Below are 15,141 nucleotides of genomic sequence, written 5' to 3'. Positions count from 1 at the left end.
CATGGCGCCGGACTCAGAACGGGGCAGACGCCGTGGGTCATCCTGGCCGGCGCGCTTCAACCGGCCGGGAAGCCCACCTTCTGCGGCCATAGATTGACGAAGGCGTGGACGGACGTCGAGCCATACACGCCGTGGCGGGTGAAGGGCTCGTCGCGCAGCCACTGTTCCGCCGCGTCGCGGGACGGAAAATCGATGACCAGCAGGCTGCCGATCATGGTTTCGCCGTCATCCGCCAGCAGCGGGCCGGCGAAGGCCATCTGGTCGGCCTTGGTCGCCAGGTAGGCCCGATGCTCGGGCCGGATACGCGTCCGGATGTCGGTGACGCCGGGTTTGTCGAGCATGTGGATGGCAAACAGCACGGGGATACTCCTTGTGTGGATCGACAGCACTGTAGACCCGCCGGGTGCCGGCGGAGTGCCCTCCGCATGCCATCAGAAACATCTTGAAACTATAAAGTCGGGCAGCCGCGCCAGCCGGCATTGCCGGCACGTTATGCGCGATGCAGCGCCAACGTAGGGCAACTCCCGGGAGTTGCATTCAACGCGCCGCCAATAAGAGGCAAACGACGGGATTGTGCAGGGCCCCTCCCCTGCCTACGATGCGGCCGTTTTTTCCAGCCGCCCGGAGTCCCGCATGCCCCATATCCAGACCGTTGCCCTGCCTGACCGTCCACGACGGCGATCGGAAGGCCGCTGGTCCAGCGCGAACATCGCCAACCTCCTCGACCTGCCCTTTCCCGACCTGCTGCACCGCGCGCAGGAAGTCCATCGCGCCCATTTCGATCCGACCGAAATCCAGCTTTCCAGCCTGTTGTCGATCAAGACCGGGGGCTGCCCGGAGGATTGCGGCTATTGCTCGCAATCCGCGCATCACGACACCGGGCTCAAGGCGCAGCCCCTGATGGACCTGGACCATGTGCTGGCGGCCGCGCGCGCCGCGCAGGCGGCGGGGGCGCGCCGTTTCTGCATGGGCGCGGCGTGGCGATCGCCCAAGCCGCGCCAGGTCGCCGCGGTCGCGCGCATGGTCGCTGGCGTCAAGGCGCTGGGACTGGAAACCTGCGTGACCCTGGGCATGCTGGACGCGTCGCATGCGCGCGAGCTCGCCGACGCCGGCCTGGACTACTACAACCACAACCTGGACACCTCGCCCGAGTTCTACGGCAACGTCGTCACCACGCGCACCTACCAGGACCGGCTCGACACCTTGTGGCACGTGCGCGAGGCCGGCGTCAAGGTGTGCTGCGGCGGCATCGTCGGCATGGGCGAGGACCGCACGGTGCGGGCCGGCCTGATCGCCCAACTGGCCAACCTTGATCCCTATCCCGAGTCGGTGCCTGTCAACGGCCTGATGCGCGTCGCCGGCACGCCCTTGCACGGATCGGCGCCGTTGGATCCCTTCGAATTCGTGCGGACGATCGCCGTGGCGCGCATCGCCATGCCGCGTGCGGTGGTGCGGCTGTCCGCCGGCCGCGAGCAGATGGACGATGCGACCCAGGCGCTCTGCTTCCTGGCCGGCGCCAACTCCATGTTCTACGGCGACGCGTTGCTGACCACCGGCAATCCGCGCGTCGCGGCCGACCGCCAGTTGCTGGCCCGGCTGGGCATGCGCGGCGGGGACGTGTCATGCAAGGCGTAACGAACCCTGTGCGGGGCGATGCGCTGGTCGCCCGCAGCCTGCGGGCGGTATGGCATCCCTGCACGCAGATGAAGCACCATGAAAGCAGTCCGCCATTGCCGATCGCGCGAGGCGCGGGCGCCTGGCTATATGACGCCGACGGACGCCGTTACCTGGATGGCATCAGCTCGTGGTGGGTGAACTTGTTCGGCCATGCGCACCCGGCGATCAATGCAGCGCTGGTCGACCAGTTGGCGACGCTGGAGCACGCCATGCTGGCGGGATGCACGCACGAACCCGCGGTGGCCCTGGCGGAACGACTTTCCGCGCGCACGGACGGCGCGCTGGGTCACGCATTCTTCGCTTCCGACGGCGCGTCGGCGGTCGAGATCGCACTGAAGATGAGCTTCCATTTCTGGCGCAATGGCGGCCAGCCGGACAAGCGCGAGTTCGCCTGCGTGGAGCACGGTTATCACGGCGAAACCCTGGGCGCCCTGGGCGTCACCGACGTCGCGCTGTTTCGCGACGCCTATGGGCCCCTGCTGCGGCGGGCGCACAAGGTCGCATCGCCGGATGCCAGGCAGGCCGCGCCCGGCGAAACCGCCGCCGATGTGGCGGCCCGCGCCCTGGCGGACGTCGCCGCCCTGTTCGAGACGCGCGGCGCGTCGATCGCGGCGATCATCGTCGAGCCGCTGGTGCAATGCGCGGCAGGCATGGCGATGCACGACCCGGCCTACCTGCGCGGCCTGCGCGCGCTGTGCGATCGGCACGATGTGCACCTGATCGCCGACGAGATCGCCGTCGGCTTCGGCCGCACGGGCAGCTTCTTCGCGCACGAGCAGGCAGGTATCCGGCCGGATCTGCTGTGCTTGTCCAAGGGCATTACCGGCGGATACCTGCCGCTGTCGGTCGTGCTGTGCAGCGATCGCGTCCATGACGCCTTCTACGACGACGATATCGCGCGCGGCTTCCTGCATTCGCACTCCTACACCGGCAACCCGCTGGCCTGCCGCGCCGCCTTGGCCACGCTGGACCTGTTCGACCGGCACGACGTACTGGCCGGCAACAGGGCGCGCTTCGACGCCCTGGCGGCTGCGCTGGGCGATCTTGCGTCGCACCGCCATGTCGCGCACCTGCGCCGTTGCGGCGCCATCCTGGCGTTCGATGTGCGGGGCGGTGCGCATGCGGACGGGGGCTTCGCGCGCCGCTATGCCCGCCATGCGCTGGCGGCGGGCGCCTTGTTGCGCCCCATCGGCCGCACGGTCTACCTGATGCCGCCCTATGTGCTGGACCCGCAGGAGATCGCCTGCTTGGCATCCGCCACCCTGCAGGCACTGGAGCGGAGCCTGGATCCGCGCCAGGCCTGAATGGATAACCTTATTCGAGGTCATGCATGAATCATCTTTCCGATACCTCTGCCCTGATGACGCCGGCGCACATGCTGGCGCGCGGTTTGGAAGACCTGCGGTCGCGGGCGCTGACGCGGCGCCGGCGCGTCGCCGATACGCCATGCGCCCCGCGCATCCGTATCGACGGCAAGGACCTGGTCGCCTTCGCCAGCAACGACTACCTGGGCCTGGCCAACCACCCCGCGCTGATCGACGCGATTGCCGCCGGCGCTCGCCGCTATGGCGCCGGCAGCGGCGGCTCGCACCTGCTCGGCGGGCACTCCCGCGCGCATGTCGTGCTGGAGGACGTGCTTGCCGAATACGCCGGAGGCTTTGCCCGGCACCCGCGCGCCCTGTCGTTCTCCACGGGTTATATGGCGAACCTGGCGATCCTCGGCGCGCTGGCGGGACGCGGCGCGACGATCTATTCCGATGCCTTGAACCATGCCTCGCTGATCGACGGCGCGCGGCTGTCGCGCGCCAACGTGCGCATCTATCCCCATGCGGACGCCACGGCGCTGGCCGCGATGCTCGATGAGGACCGCGGCGCCGGCCTGAAGCTGATCGTGACCGATGCCGTGTTCAGCATGGACGGCGATGTGGCGCCGCTGGGCGAACTCGTCGCACTGGCCGAAAGGCACCAGGCCTGGCTGGTGGTCGACGACGCCCATGGCTTCGGCGTGCACGGCGACGATGGCGCCGGTACGGTCGCGGCGGCGAGCCTGCGATCGCCGCTGCTGGTCTATATGGGCACGCTGGGCAAGGCCGCGGGCGTGTCGGGTGCATTCGTCGTGGCGGAAGACACGGTCATCGAATGGCTGGTACAGCGTGCGCGGACCTATATCTTCACCACCGCCGCCGCGCCCGCGCTGGCCCATGCCGCGAGCGCCAGCATCGCGTTGATGCGCGGGGCGGAGGGCACGGCCAGACGCCGCGCGCTGCGGGGGCACATCGATACGATGCAAGCGTTCATCGCGCGGACCGCGTGGGCGGGCCCGGCCTGGATGGGCCCGGCCTGGATGGGCCCGGCCTGGACGGGCCCGGCCTCGGCCACGCCTGCGCCAGCGCCAGCGCCCATTTTGCCCATCGTGGTCGGCGCCAACGAAGCTGCCCTGGGGCTGGCCGACGCGCTGATGGAACAAGGATTCTGGGTGCCGGCGATCAGGCCGCCGACGGTGCCGGCCGGCACCGCGCGTCTGCGGCTGTCGCTCTCGGCGGCGCACGAAGCGGGCGATATCGAACGCCTGGGAGCGGCCTTGCTGGCGGCGGCCCGGGCGGCGGACCGGATGGCGGACAACATGGCGGGCCGGGGCGCGGACCAGGCGGCGGACCGGACGTGCGCGCCATGACGCATCATCGCGCCTCCTACTTCGTGGCGGGCACCGACACCGAGATCGGCAAGACCCTGGCCAGCTGCGCCCTGCTGCACGCCTTCGCGGCCCGCGGGCTGTCCACCGCGGCGATGAAACCCATCGCCGCCGGCGCGCATCGGGACGCCGGCGGAACCTGGCGCAACGAGGACGCCGAACTGCTGGCCGATGCCGCCACGGTCGCCGTGCCGCGCACGCTGTCCACGCCCTTCCTGCTGCGCGCCGCGGCGGCGCCGCACCTGGTCGCCCGGCAGGAAGGCGTCACGCTGGACATCGGCCACATCGTGCGCTGCCATCGCGAGGTTTCAGCCAGCGCGCAGATCACCATCGTCGAGGGCGTGGGTGGCTTCCGCGTACCGCTGAACGGCGACCTCGATACCGGCGACCTGGCTGTCGCGCTGGCTTTGCCGGTCATCCTGGTGGTGGGCATGCGATTGGGCTGCCTGAGCCACGCCTTGCTGACCGCCGAAGCCATCGCGGCGTGCGGCCTGCGCATGGCGGGCTGGATCGCCAACGGCATCGACCCCGCCATGCCGCTGCGCCAGGAAAACCTGGACACGCTGCGTGTACGCCTGGCGCGCAGCCATGGCGCCCCCCTGCTCGGCGCCATGCCATGGCTGCCGGCGCCCACCGGCCAGGCCGCGGCGGCCTGCCTGGACATCGGGTCGCTCATCCCCCGGCCGGCTGCGCCAGGGCCTGCTGGATCATCGCCTCCGTCTCCTTGTACTGGCCTTCGCCGAAGTGCGTGTAGATGATCCTGCCCTGCTTGTCGACCAGGTAGAACGCCGGCCAATAGACATTGCGATAGGCCTCCCAGGTCGCGTACTTGTTGTCCTGCGCCACGGGGTACGTGATGCCGAAACGCTTGATGGCGTCCTGCACGTTCCGGGTGGATCGTTCGAAGGCGAACTCGGGCGTATGCACGCCCACCACCACCAGGCCCTGGTCCTTGTATTTCTCGTGCCAGCTCTTCACGTAGGGCAGCGTGCGGATGCAGTTGATGCAGGTGTAGGTCCAGAAGTCCACCAGCACCACCTTGCCCCGCAGCGCGGCCAGGTCCAGCGGCTCGCTGTTCAGCCACTTTTCTATGCCGGTGAAGGCCGGGGCCTGCGCCGGCGGCTGCGCGGCCCGCGCCAGCCCGCCGAGCGGCAGGGCGGATACGGCGAACAGGGCCGCCAGGGCGAGTTTCTTGAGTGCAAGCATGATGGTCTCCTTGGGTCGTGGGAAGAATGATTCGAATGGCCTTGTGGCGAGCACGCGCTGCCTGCCCGCACGGCCGCGATTCGGGGGATCGGAGGGGTCAGGGCGTGGCGCCGCCGAACAGCCCGGCGATCCACGCATACGCCAGCACGTCGTACTGGAAATAGATGGCGGCCGCCGTCAGGATGAGCAGGACGCCAAAGGCCCGCTGCAGCCCCGCCGCGTGACGCGCCACGCGGCGCACGCGGCCCACGACGAGCTTGCCGCCGTAGGCGATGGCCCGCATGGGAATGCCGGCGCCCACGGCGTACAGCAGCAGGAGCAGGCTGGATTGCCCGACGTCCTGGGCGCGCGCGGCCAGCACCAGGATGGAAGCCAGCACCGGCCCCGCGCAGGGCGTCCATACCGCGCCCAGCGACATGCCCAGCAGGAAACCGCCGGCATTGCCATTGCCGGCGCTCGCCCCCAGCGCCGCGACGCGCTGCACCGGGCCGCCCAGCCGGGCCATCAGCCAGTCATAGGGCCTCGGCCATAGCCGGGCCAGGCCGAACAATGCCAGCAGCACGATCGAGGTCGATCGCACGGCTTCCTGCACATGGCCGGACGAGTGCGACAGCAGCCCCAGCAGGATACCGAGCGCGGCGAACGCCAGCACGAAGCCCGCCACGATGAACAGCGGCCGCAGCCGCCCGGCGCGTTCCACCGAACTGCCCAACACCACCGGCAGCAGCGGCAGCACGCAGGGCGAGGCGATGGTCAGCACGCCGGCCAGCAGCGCGAGGGGAGGATCGATCAAGTCCATGGCGGGTCTCCGTTCCAAGAGCCCACATTCCACCGTCTCCAGGTATCTGGCCTGTACCCGCGAACGGGATTTTTCCGGGGTTTTGTATCCCGTGCCGGGGCGTATACAGTACGACACAAACCCCGCGCCGGGCGACGGTATAAAGCGTTCATGCACCCTGCCGGCTCGGGCAGACCCCAGAAAGGCAACACGTATGGAACATGTCGATCACATCCTGATCGTCGACGACGATCGCGAAATCCGCGAACTGGCCGGCAACTTCCTGAAGAAGAACGGCTTGAACGTCAGCTTCGCCGCCGACGGCAGGCAGATGCGCACCCTGCTGGAAAGCGCCACGGTCGACCTGATCGTGCTGGACATCATGATGCCGGGCGACGATGGCCTGGTCCTGTGCCGCGAGCTGCGAGGCGGCAAGCACAAGCGCATCCCCATCATGCTGCTGACGGCGCGCAGCGACGATATGGACCGCGTCCTCGGCCTGGAGATGGGCGCCGACGACTACCTGGTGAAACCCTTCGTCGCCCGCGAGCTGCTGGCGCGGATCAAGGCCGTCCTGCGGCGCACCCGCATGCTGCCGCCCAATTTCCAGGTGACCGAATCCGGACGGCAGATCCGCTTCGGCGAGTGGCGGCTGGACACCACCGCGCGCCACCTGCTGGATGCGGACGGTACGGTGGTATCGCTCAGCGGCGCCGAGTACCGCATGCTGCGCGTCTTCCTGGATCATCCGCAGCGCGTGCTGACGCGCGACCAGTTGCTGAACCTGACCCAGGGTCGCGACGCGGACGTCTTTGGACGTTCGATCGACCTGCTGATCAGCCGGCTGCGCCAGCGCCTGCGCGAAGATGCCCGCGAACCGACGTTCATCAAGACGGTGCGCAGCGAAGGCTATGTCTTCGCATCGGCCGTCGAAGTGACCGAGGGCGACGACTGAAGCAGAATGAAGATGCCCGCCGCCCTCTCCGCACGACGCATTGCGTTATGGCCGCGTACGCTGGTCGTGCGACTGTTCGTGATCTTCCTGATAGGCCTGGCCGTTGCCCAGGTCCTGTCGCTGGCGTTGCTGTTCTACGAGCGCTACGAAGCCGGCAAGTCCATGATGCTGGGCAACCTGGAAAGCGAGGTCGCGCTCGCCGTCGACATCCTGGACCGGCTGCCGCCGCAGGAACGCCCCGCGTGGCTGCCGCGCCTGAATACCTCGACTCGCACCTATCTGTTGAGCGAGGGCGTGGCCGACCAGCCCTTGACGACGCTGGCCGCGCGGTCCGCCGCGACCACCATCGAACACGCCTTGCCGGGCCGTGAAGTCAAGGTACGCGAAATGCCCGGCCAGCCCAAGCATATCCAGGCCATCACGCGGCTGCTCGACGGCAGCCCCGTCACCCTGGACATCAATATGTCCATGATGCCGATGGCGATGTGGCTGCCGCTGGTACTGGCATTGCAGTTGCTGCTGCTGGTGGGCTGCACCTGGTATGCGGTGCGGCTGGCGGTGCGACCGCTGACGCGCCTGGCCCATGCCGCCGATACCCTGGACCCCAACAAGACGGGACCGCGGCTGGACGAGCAGGGGCCGCTGGAAGTCGCGCACGCCGCCACCGCCTTCAACGCGATGCAGGACCGCATCGCGGCTCACCTGGCGGAACGCATGCGCATACTGGGTGCGATCTCGCACGACCTGCAGACGCCGATTACGCGCATGAAGCTGCGCTCCGAACTGATGGACGATTCCGCCGACAAGGCCAAGCTCACCCAGGACCTGGACGAAGTCGAGCGCCTGGTGCGCGAAGGCCTGGCCTATGCCCGCACCGCCCACGGCGGCATGGAAAAGCCCGCGCGCCTGGACCTGTGCGCCTTCCTGGACAGCCTGGTGTGCGATTACCAGGATACGGGCAAGGACGTCAGCCTGTCGGGCGCGCCCCACGCGTCGCCGCTGCTGACGCGGCCGCACGCGCTGCGTCGGCTGCTGGGCAACCTGATCGACAACGCGCTCAAGTACGGCGACGGTACGGCTGAAGTCCAGGTCGCGGCGCGCGACGACGGCGGGTTGACGGTATCGGTCCTGGACCGCGGCCCAGGCATACCGGAAGACAAGCTGCAGGACGTGCTGCAGCCGTTCTACCGGCTCGAAGGCTCCCGCAACCGGGACACCGGCGGCACCGGCCTGGGCCTGGCCATCGCCAGCCAGCTGGCCGCCGTCACGGGCGGCACGCTATCCCTGGCCAACCGCGATGGCGGCGGCCTGCGCGCCGAGCTGCGGCTGGCGGGCCTGGAGTAAGGGGGCGCGACATGCAGGCCGATCTGTTCGGCGCCCCGGCTTCCGCCGTACCCGTCGTGATGCAGGACATCATCAGCGCGGTGGAAGAACGTCGACTGCTGGCCGCGTTGCAAGCGGTGGAACTGCAGCCCTTCCGCTTCCAGCAATGGGAAGGCAGGCGTCTGACCCGGACCTACGGCTGGAAGTACGACTTCGGCGCGGGCACGTTCGAACCGGCCGCAGCCATACCCGGCTTCCTGCTCCCGCTGCGCGAGCGCGCGGCCGCATTCGCCGGCCTCGATGCTCCGCTGTTCGTACAGGCCCTGGTCACGCTGTACGAACCCGGCGCCGGCATAGGCTGGCACCGCGACCGCCCGGAGTTCGAGGATGTGGTCGGCATATCGCTGGGTGCCCCGGCGACCATGCGTTTCCGGCGGCGGCTGGCGAATGGCAAGTTCCAGCGCCTGGGCCTGGCGATGGCACCCCGTTCGGCGTATCACCTGGCGGGAGAGTTCCGGCACGAATGGGAGCACAGCATCGCGCCCATGACGGCGCGACGCTGGTCGGTAACCTTCCGGCGCCTGTCGGCGCGCGGCCTGGCCCGCGAACGCGATGTCACTTCATCCCGGACTTCGCCGGGCGGCCGTAGCGGAGCATGACGCTGGAATACCCGAGCACATGCCCGCGCATTTCCTCGATCAGCTCATCGCGCTTCAAGCCCTGCTTCAAGGCGCCGGGCTCCAGGTCCAGGGCATAGGCCTGGAAGATGTAATGATGCGGCTTGTCCCCCATCGGCGGACAAGGACCGTAATAGCCCGGCCCGTTCGTGCGGTTGGTGCCCGGCGTCGATCCCTCCGGGCCTTTCGCGCCGACGCCGCGCGCCAGCGTTTTCGTCGACGCGGGGATGCCGTACACCACCCAGTGGACGATACCCAGTCCCGTCGCGCCGTCGGGATCGTAGACCGTGACCGCATAGCTCTTGGTGCCCGGCGGCGCGTGATTGAAGGATAGTTCCGGCGATACGTTTTCGCCGCCGCACATCGCGCCGGTGGCGTCCTTGGCGCTGGCCGCGTTGGCGCGGCTCAGCGTGGCGTTGTCGTGCAATCCCTTCGCGACCAGCTCGAAGGGCTGTGCGGCCTGGGCGGATAGCGCCCAGCTCAGGCACAGCGCGCCGGTGACAACGCCAACGCTACGCAAACCCATGGATCGGTACATCTGCAACTCCTTGTAAGGTGGCCTACGTCCTGCTGTGCATTGGACTCGGCCGCCGGCACTTGCGCAAGCACCTGATACATGTGGCGGAGCTACAAGGTTTACACCTCATCCGCACGATGGTACCGTCGATCCTGTTTTGAAAAAAACCGGTCCCGGGCGCCGACCTCGTCATGGCCGAGGCGTCGCGGAGTGCCACCGCTTCCCTTCCGCGCCTATGCAAACTGCCGCCGTACCCTTGAACGAGTCCGCCCGCATTGCGCGGCTGCGCTCGCTGCAAATCCTCGACACGCTGCCTGAAGAGCGCTTCGACCGCCTGACCCGCCTGGCCAAGCGCATGTTCGGCGTGCCCATCGCCCTGGTCAGCCTGGTCGACGTCAATCGCCAATGGTTCAAATCGCACCAGGGCCTGGACGTCGCCGAAACGCCGCGCGATGTCTCGTTCTGCGCCCACGCGATACTGGACGACGCCGTGCTTGAAATCCCGGATGCCCGCAACGATGGCCGGTTCTTCGACAATCCCCTGGTCACCGGCAACCCGCACATCCGTTTCTACGCGGGCTGCCCGCTCAGCGTGGACAACGGCATGCGGGTGGGCACGTTGTGCCTGGTCGATACCGAGCCGCGCCAACTGAGCGACGAAGACCGCGCGCTGCTGCAGGACCTGGCCAAGATGGTCGAACAGGAATTGGCGTCGCTGCACACCGCCACGGTGGACCATCTGACCGGCCTGAGCAACCGCCGGGGCTTCGAGATCCTGAGCCAGCACGTGTTGTCGCTGTGCGAGCGGCTGCGCTTGCCGGTGACGCTGATGCTGCTGGACGTGGACCACTTCAAGGCTATCAACGACACGCACGGGCATGCCGAAGGCGACCAGGCGCTGGCGGCGTTCGCGGAAATCCTGCGCGGCACGCTGCGCGATTCCGACGTATTGGGCCGCCTGGGCGGAGACGAATTCGTGGCGCTGCTCAGCAACGTCGACGCGCAGCAGGCGACCGTGGTCAGCGAACGGCTGCGCCAGTCTTTCGAGCAGGCGAGCGACGCTTCCACCCGCGTCTACGAACTGCTGCCCAGCATAGGCTGCGCCACGGTGAACGAGCATACCGGCTATCGGCTGGAAGCCCTGCTGCAGGCCGCAGATGGCGCGATGTACCAGAACAAGCGCGCGCGCCGCGCCAGGATGCGCTGACGGCCGGCCCTCGGATGGCCGGCCCTCGGATGGCCGGCCCCCGGATGGCCAGCCCCCGGATCAGGCGGCCGAATCCCGTGCCCGCTCGAAAATATCGACCCACTGCGCGTACTGCGTGCCGATGCGCCGGGCCGCCTCTTCACGGCTGATCTTCTTGGCCTCGTAGTCGGCAACGGCGCTGAAAAAGCTGGTGCGTCCCACCGCGAAACCGATGAAGCCCGGCACCGACGCGGCGGTTTCCAGCCACATGCGCACCTTGGCGTCGTCGGCGCCGCGACCCAGCACAATGCAGCCCACCCGGTCACGGCCCCCGCGCCGCGCCTGCTGCACGACACGCTCGCAATCTTCCCGGCGGTCCAGGCCTTCGATCTTCCAGACGTCGGGATCCACGCCTGCATCCTGCAGCGCGCGCATGGCCTCGATCATCAGGTCGGGCCGCAGGCGCAGGTCGTAGGCGTCCTTGTCCCCGCCGACGCTGGCCATCTGCGCGTCGGTGGCCGGCACCAGCAGCTCGAACATCAGGCGGCGATTGGCGCCACGGCAGTACTCCGACAGATTGCGCAGCCGCGCCGCCTGGCGGCGGTTCATGGCGTCGTCGTCTTCCGGGTTGTAGCGCACCAGCACCTTGGCGAAGGCCGGATCGAATTCCTCGATATGGTCCGCATAATCGTCGCCATACTCGAAGTGGAATTCGTCGGAGCCGCTGCGCTCGACGGACAAGGCCACCACATAGCCGCGCTTGCGGGCGTCCCGCAGGATAGGCGTGCCGAATTCCTCGTCCACCAGGATGCCGGCATGCTCCTTGGCCAGGCCGCCGGCGGCCGCATGCAGGAAGCCTTCGTAGATCAGGTTTTTGCTGTCTTCCACCTGCGCCTGCTGCGCCGCGGTGAGCGGCGGCGTGTAGTGGAACATGCTCTTGACGTACGAATTCCGGTGGTCGAAAGGGAGCAGATACAGGGCTTGTTCGTAACCGGGTTGCATGGCGGCCTCCTGGGTTAGATCAAACGCCGCGGGCCCGCGATGGGCGGGACCGGGCGGGAATATCGGCATCGGCGAACTGGCCGATGTGATCGAGCGTGATGTCGGCGGGCGGGTAATCCGCGTTGGCCTTGGCGTCATGGGCGTAATGCCCCTGGCGCACGAAGACCGTGGTCACCTTGTCGCCCCAGGCCTGCTTGATGGCGGCCAGCAAGCGCAGCTTGTCGTCCACCACGACATAGTGCGGCGCGGGGTGGTCGGCGGCGATACGCGCCAGCACTTTTTCCTTGTGCACGTGGATAAGCACGCGACCTTCCACGGCGTCCCACAGGCCGGCGCGGCGCACCTTGTGCGGCTGGAACACCACGTCGCCATCCGAAAGTATGAAGGGATCGCCCGCGCTGGCCAGGGCATCCATCGCGCCGGGGAACACGCCGCGCTGGAAGGGATATTCCAGCAGGAAAGTGGACGCCTGCACCAGTTCGGCGTCATTGACGCCGGGTTCGCGCAGGGCCTGCAGGCTGCCCAGGTAATCCGCGTAGCCGAGTTCGTCGCGGCGCCGCTCGTAGACCTGCCGGTAGCGCGTCGCGGCCTGGTCGCCCAGGAGGCGGCGCAGCCGCTCGTCCAGGGCGTGGGTCATGCCGTCATTGTCGAACAGGGTGTTGTCGACGTCGAACAGGACTAAGGGTTCATCGCGCATGCCGTGGGGCCTCCATGGGACCGGGCGGCGGCCACCGCGGCGACACGCGCCCCCGGCGGGCTACCCGGATACCGGTACTTCGGGTGGTTCATGGTAAGCCCGCCGCCACGGCGCGGCAATCGCGTCACCGTAACGCTTGTTCACGCGGGATACGAGCCCAGGTAATCCAGCTTGCCGACCGGCACGCCGCTATGGCGCAGGATGCCGTAGGCCGTGGTGACGTGGAAGAAGAAGTTCGGCAACGCGAACGTCAGCAGATAGGCATCGCCCTGGAACGACGGCTTGTGTTCGCCGAAGCTGAGTTGCACGGTCCTGCCTTCGCTGCCTTCCAGGGCGGAAGCCGGCACGCTCTGCAGCCAGGCGATCGTATCGGCGATCCGCTTGCGCAAGTCGGCAAAGGTCGTCTCCTTGTCTTCGAAGCTGGGCGCGTCCACGCCGGCCAGGCGCTTGATGGCGAACTTGGCCGTGTCGCTGGCGCGCTGAATTTGCCCTGACAGCGGATACATATCGGGCGCCAGACGGGCATTCACCAGCGTCGAGAGGTCGACGCCTTTATCGGCCGCGTGCGATTCGGCCTTGTCCAGCAAGGCGCTCAGGACGTTCAGCGCGCGGACAAAAACGGGGATGGAAGCCTGGTACATCGACAAGGACATGAGGGTCTACTCCGGTTCACAGGAACGGCCGGCGTCCACGATGAACACCGCAAGCCGTGCATCGGCGCATAGTAGCGTCCCGGCGATGACGGCATGACGGACAACCCTGCCGGCAGCCGGGGGAATGGCCAGGGCGGCCATCGTGCGGCTTCCGCCAGCCGCCCAGCCACGGGCATAATGCGTCGGCGGCCGCGGGCGCGGATCGAGCGGTCATACCCAGGATCACGGAGCAACCCCATGAACCACCCCGTATTGGTCGTAGGCGCAGGTCCCGTCGGCTTGACCCTGGCGATGGCGCTGAAGCGCCGCGGCGTCGACGTGCGCATCATCGACAAGGCGATTGCCCGCAGCGACAAGTCCAAGGCGCTGGTCATCTGGTCGCGCACGCTGGAATTGCTGGAAGTACAGGGCTGCGCCCACGCTTTCATCGCCGCCGGCATGCGCGCGAGGGGCGCGCGCATCTTCGCCCAGGACACGATGCTGGCGCACGTGCGCTTCGACATCGCGCGCAGCGCCTACAACTACGCGCTGATGATCCCGCAAAGCGAAACCGAACGCCTGCTGGAGGAACAGCTGGAAGACCTGGGCACGCGCGTCGAGCGCCGGATCGAACTGGTCGCCTTCCAGGACAACGGGAACGATGGCGTCAACGCCACGCTGCGCCATCCCGACGGCCGGCAGGAAACCATGGACGCGTCATATCTGTGCGGCTGCGACGGCGCGCACAGCACGGTGAGGCACGCGCTGGGCAGCCAGTTCGAGGGCGAAACCATGCCTTCGGACTGGCTGCTGGCCGACGTGCATCTGGAAGGGGACCTGCCGCAGGACGAGCTGACGATCTGCTGGAAGCCGGATGGCGTGCTGGTGGCCTTCCCCATGGGCGACAAGCGCTTTCGCGTGATCGCCGACCTGGGGACGACGGGCGCATCCATCCCGCCCACGCCCACCCTCGAACAGATACAAGCCGTGCTGGACGCGCGCGGACCGCATGGGCTGCGCGCCTACGACCCCTATTGGCTGAGCGGGTTTCGCATCAACGAACGCAAGGTCAAGCATTACCGGCGCGGCCGCGTCTTCCTGAGCGGCGACGCCGCCCACGTGCATAGTCCCGCCGGCGGCCAGGGCATGAACACCGGCATGCAGGACGCCTTCAATCTGGCATGGAAACTGGGCATGGTCTGGCATGGCCACGCCGCCGAGCCCCTGCTGGACAGCTATTCGGTGGAGCGCAGCGCCATCGGCAACCAGGTCCTGCGCAACGCCGGCAATATGACCAGGATCGCCCTGCTGCGCAATCCCATCCTGCGCGAGCTGCGCAATCTGGCGGCGGGCACGTTGTCGCGCATACCGGGATTGCGCCAGCGCATGGTCGACCAGCTGACGGAAATGGACCTGCACTATCGCGACGCCAGCCCGCTGACGCAGACGCCGCGCGGCGCCGCCGAAATGCCCCTGCCCGGCGACCGCGCGCCCGACGTCGGCCTGCGCGATACGAACAGCGATATCCGCAATCTGTATGGCCTGCTGGGCACCGGGCGCTTCGCGGTATTGTCGGTGGACGCGCCCGCCGTGGACCTGCCGCAGGGCGCGCGCTCGCTGGCCGTGGCCGCCGTCGCCGCGGCCGACCCTGCCTATGAATCCGGCCACGTGTACCTGATCCGACCGGATGCCTATGTGGCGCTCAGCGCGCGCGCGGGCGACGATGCCACCATCATCGCCGCGCTGGAGCGCCTGGAAGCGGGCGGCTGAGCGTCGCCCACGGCACGCCGCCTGCGCGT

At 68.2% G+C, this 15,141-nt stretch carries 16 protein-coding genes; 9 read left to right on the top strand and 7 right to left on the bottom strand.

Going from position 1 to position 15,141, the window contains the following annotated elements; all coding sequences use genetic code 11:
* Positions 1 to 56: 56 nt before the first annotated feature.
* The gene (locus tag CAL12_RS04810; protein WP_086063449.1) at positions 57 to 359 is read right to left on the bottom strand and encodes a YciI family protein; all 303 of its coding nucleotides are present in this window, start codon (positions 357 to 359) and stop codon (positions 57 to 59) included.
* Positions 360 to 633: 274 nt separating this feature from the next.
* On the opposite strand from CAL12_RS04810, the gene bioB reads away from it, so the two are divergent.
* Genes bioB through bioD form a run of 4 tightly spaced genes read left to right on the top strand, consistent with a single transcriptional unit; the run spans position 634 to position 5,127 of the window.
* On the top strand, positions 634 to 1,635 hold the full coding sequence (bioB, locus tag CAL12_RS04805; protein WP_086063448.1) for a biotin synthase BioB: 1,002 nt from the start codon (positions 634 to 636) through the stop codon (positions 1,633 to 1,635).
* A complete protein-coding gene (gene bioA, locus CAL12_RS04800) occupies positions 1,623 to 2,981 on the top strand; it encodes an adenosylmethionine--8-amino-7-oxononanoate transaminase (protein ID WP_086063447.1) in 1,359 nt (452 codons plus the stop codon). The genes bioB and bioA overlap by 13 nt, the downstream gene beginning before the upstream one ends.
* Before the next feature lie 56 nt (positions 2,982 to 3,037).
* A complete protein-coding gene (locus CAL12_RS04795) occupies positions 3,038 to 4,351 on the top strand; it encodes an aminotransferase class I/II-fold pyridoxal phosphate-dependent enzyme (protein WP_086067679.1) in 1,314 nt (437 codons plus the stop codon).
* Positions 4,348 to 5,127, top strand: coding sequence for a dethiobiotin synthase (bioD, locus tag CAL12_RS04790; RefSeq protein WP_086067678.1), 780 nt, complete (start codon positions 4,348 to 4,350; stop codon positions 5,125 to 5,127). Before CAL12_RS04795 ends, bioD begins: the two co-directional genes overlap by 4 nt.
* Here bioD and CAL12_RS04785 read toward each other — a convergent pair.
* Entirely contained in the window at positions 5,042 to 5,575 is a 534-nt protein-coding gene (locus tag CAL12_RS04785) for a thioredoxin family protein (RefSeq protein ID WP_086063446.1), read from the bottom strand. The genes bioD and CAL12_RS04785 overlap by 86 nt on opposite strands.
* 97 nt (positions 5,576 to 5,672) lie before the next feature.
* Positions 5,673 to 6,374 carry a cytochrome c biogenesis CcdA family protein gene (locus CAL12_RS04780; protein WP_086063445.1) on the bottom strand — a complete coding sequence of 234 codons (702 nt, stop codon included), beginning with the start codon at positions 6,372 to 6,374 and terminating at the stop codon, positions 5,673 to 5,675.
* 193 nt (positions 6,375 to 6,567) lie between these two features.
* Between CAL12_RS04780 and CAL12_RS04775 the strand changes: the two genes are divergently transcribed.
* Genes CAL12_RS04775 through CAL12_RS04765 form a run of 3 tightly spaced genes read left to right on the top strand, consistent with a single transcriptional unit; the run spans position 6,568 to position 9,290 of the window.
* Positions 6,568 to 7,308 carry a response regulator gene (locus CAL12_RS04775; RefSeq protein ID WP_086063444.1) on the top strand — a complete coding sequence of 247 codons (741 nt, stop codon included), beginning with the start codon at positions 6,568 to 6,570 and terminating at the stop codon, positions 7,306 to 7,308.
* 12 nt (positions 7,309 to 7,320) lie between these two features.
* Positions 7,321 to 8,652 carry a sensor histidine kinase gene (locus tag CAL12_RS04770; protein WP_086067677.1) on the top strand — a complete coding sequence of 444 codons (1,332 nt, stop codon included), beginning with the start codon at positions 7,321 to 7,323 and terminating at the stop codon, positions 8,650 to 8,652.
* 11 nt (positions 8,653 to 8,663) lie between these two features.
* Positions 8,664 to 9,290 carry an alpha-ketoglutarate-dependent dioxygenase AlkB gene (locus CAL12_RS04765; RefSeq protein WP_086063443.1) on the top strand — a complete coding sequence of 209 codons (627 nt, stop codon included), beginning with the start codon at positions 8,664 to 8,666 and terminating at the stop codon, positions 9,288 to 9,290.
* On the opposite strand, the gene CAL12_RS04760 is transcribed toward CAL12_RS04765, so the two are convergent.
* Positions 9,247 to 9,846, bottom strand: coding sequence for a YbhB/YbcL family Raf kinase inhibitor-like protein (locus tag CAL12_RS04760; protein WP_086063442.1), 600 nt, complete (start codon positions 9,844 to 9,846; stop codon positions 9,247 to 9,249). The genes CAL12_RS04765 and CAL12_RS04760 overlap by 44 nt on opposite strands.
* 214 nt (positions 9,847 to 10,060) lie before the next feature.
* On the opposite strand from CAL12_RS04760, the gene CAL12_RS04755 reads away from it, so the two are divergent.
* Positions 10,061 to 11,032, top strand: a complete 972-nt coding sequence (locus tag CAL12_RS04755) for a GGDEF domain-containing protein (RefSeq protein WP_086063441.1) — start codon at positions 10,061 to 10,063, stop codon at positions 11,030 to 11,032.
* Between the two features lie 60 nt (positions 11,033 to 11,092).
* Here CAL12_RS04755 and CAL12_RS04750 read toward each other — a convergent pair whose 3' ends face one another.
* The 3 genes from CAL12_RS04750 to CAL12_RS04740 form a co-directional block, all read right to left on the bottom strand.
* Positions 11,093 to 12,013 carry a 2-deoxy-5-keto-D-gluconate 6-phosphate aldolase domain-containing protein gene (locus CAL12_RS04750; protein ID WP_086063440.1) on the bottom strand — a complete coding sequence of 307 codons (921 nt, stop codon included), beginning with the start codon at positions 12,011 to 12,013 and terminating at the stop codon, positions 11,093 to 11,095.
* 19 nt (positions 12,014 to 12,032) lie between these two features.
* The gene (locus CAL12_RS04745; protein WP_086063439.1) at positions 12,033 to 12,710 is read right to left on the bottom strand and encodes an HAD family hydrolase; all 678 of its coding nucleotides are present in this window, start codon (positions 12,708 to 12,710) and stop codon (positions 12,033 to 12,035) included.
* Positions 12,711 to 12,850: 140 nt separating this feature from the next.
* Complete coding sequence (locus CAL12_RS04740; protein ID WP_086063438.1) at positions 12,851 to 13,363, bottom strand: DUF1993 domain-containing protein; 513 nt, start codon at positions 13,361 to 13,363, stop codon at positions 12,851 to 12,853.
* Positions 13,364 to 13,600: 237 nt separating this feature from the next.
* On the opposite strand from CAL12_RS04740, the gene CAL12_RS04735 reads away from it, so the two are divergent.
* A complete protein-coding gene (locus CAL12_RS04735) occupies positions 13,601 to 15,112 on the top strand; it encodes an FAD-dependent monooxygenase (RefSeq protein ID WP_086063437.1) in 1,512 nt (503 codons plus the stop codon).
* Positions 15,113 to 15,141: the final 29 nt, after the last annotated feature.

Source organism: Bordetella genomosp. 8, from assembly GCF_002119685.1.
Lineage (GTDB): Bacteria > Pseudomonadota > Gammaproteobacteria > Burkholderiales > Burkholderiaceae_B > Bordetella_C.
This window is presented reverse-complemented; position numbering and strand designations above follow the sequence as displayed.

Bases quoted from the DNA above. Each gene is read 5' to 3' on its own strand.
- bioB (WP_086063448.1), top strand. From the start codon at position 634: ATGCCCCATATCCAGACCGTTGCCCTGCCTGACCGTCCACGACGGCGA.
- bioA (WP_086063447.1), top strand. From the start codon at position 1,623: ATGCAAGGCGTAACGAACCCTGTGCGGGGCGATGCGCTGGTCGCCCGC.
- CAL12_RS04795 (WP_086067679.1), top strand. From the start codon at position 3,038: ATGACGCCGGCGCACATGCTGGCGCGCGGTTTGGAAGACCTGCGGTCG.
- bioD (WP_086067678.1), top strand. From the start codon at position 4,348: ATGACGCATCATCGCGCCTCCTACTTCGTGGCGGGCACCGACACCGAG.
- CAL12_RS04785 (WP_086063446.1), bottom strand. From the start codon at position 5,575: ATGCTTGCACTCAAGAAACTCGCCCTGGCGGCCCTGTTCGCCGTATCC.
- CAL12_RS04780 (WP_086063445.1), bottom strand. From the start codon at position 6,374: ATGGACTTGATCGATCCTCCCCTCGCGCTGCTGGCCGGCGTGCTGACC.
- CAL12_RS04775 (WP_086063444.1), top strand. From the start codon at position 6,568: ATGGAACATGTCGATCACATCCTGATCGTCGACGACGATCGCGAAATC.
- CAL12_RS04770 (WP_086067677.1), top strand. From the start codon at position 7,321: ATGCCCGCCGCCCTCTCCGCACGACGCATTGCGTTATGGCCGCGTACG.
- CAL12_RS04765 (WP_086063443.1), top strand. From the start codon at position 8,664: ATGCAGGCCGATCTGTTCGGCGCCCCGGCTTCCGCCGTACCCGTCGTG.
- CAL12_RS04760 (WP_086063442.1), bottom strand. From the start codon at position 9,846: ATGTACCGATCCATGGGTTTGCGTAGCGTTGGCGTTGTCACCGGCGCG.
- CAL12_RS04755 (WP_086063441.1), top strand. From the start codon at position 10,061: ATGCAAACTGCCGCCGTACCCTTGAACGAGTCCGCCCGCATTGCGCGG.
- CAL12_RS04750 (WP_086063440.1), bottom strand. From the start codon at position 12,013: ATGCAACCCGGTTACGAACAAGCCCTGTATCTGCTCCCTTTCGACCAC.
- CAL12_RS04745 (WP_086063439.1), bottom strand. From the start codon at position 12,710: ATGCGCGATGAACCCTTAGTCCTGTTCGACGTCGACAACACCCTGTTC.
- CAL12_RS04740 (WP_086063438.1), bottom strand. From the start codon at position 13,363: ATGTCCTTGTCGATGTACCAGGCTTCCATCCCCGTTTTTGTCCGCGCG.
- CAL12_RS04735 (WP_086063437.1), top strand. From the start codon at position 13,601: ATGAACCACCCCGTATTGGTCGTAGGCGCAGGTCCCGTCGGCTTGACC.